The following is a 536-nucleotide window of genomic DNA, read 5'->3' as shown; positions in this document are numbered from 1 at the left end:
ACCGATGGTGGGAATACCTTTCCACAAACCACATTGCTTTCCAATGAAAATGACCAAGTGGAACGCCCTGATGTGACTGTAGGACTAACAGGTATAGTGTATGCTGGTTGGATTACAACTAATCAAGGGTCTACATTTTATCTTCGACGTTCATTTGATGGGGGGACAACATATGATGCCACACCTATTGTCATCTCAAATGTTGTCCTTGTTCCTACAGTTTTACCAGTTCCGGGATACGGGTTCCGAGTTTTAACCTTCGCAAATCTCTCTACAGATAGATCAGGTGGCCCCYATAACGGCACTATCTATGCCGTTTGGCAAGATTATCGATTGGGCTATTCAGATGTTTTTCTATCAAAGTCCGTTGATAGAGGAACAACCTGGAGTTCGCCAGTTTCTATTACAGGAGCCCCCCAAGGCTCACAAAACTTTTTTCCGGCTATTGATGTGGAACCACTTCTGGGTGTTGTAAATGTTGTTTATTATACAAATCGATTGGATAACTTTAATCTGGATGTATTTAGTGCTCGTTC

Annotated in this window: 1 protein-coding gene; it reads left to right on the top strand. The window is 42.4% G+C overall.

Going from position 1 to position 536, the window contains the following annotated elements; translation table 11 throughout:
* Positions 1-536 (top strand): hypothetical protein (locus AC1DWA_RS33195; protein ID WP_477917698.1); only part of this gene is annotated, 536 nt, incomplete at both ends.

This window comes from Rhodococcus sp. P4_F3_2 (assembly GCF_056401335.1).
The sequence above is the reverse complement of the archived record's forward strand: the minus strand, read 5'-3'. Positions and strand labels throughout refer to the sequence as shown.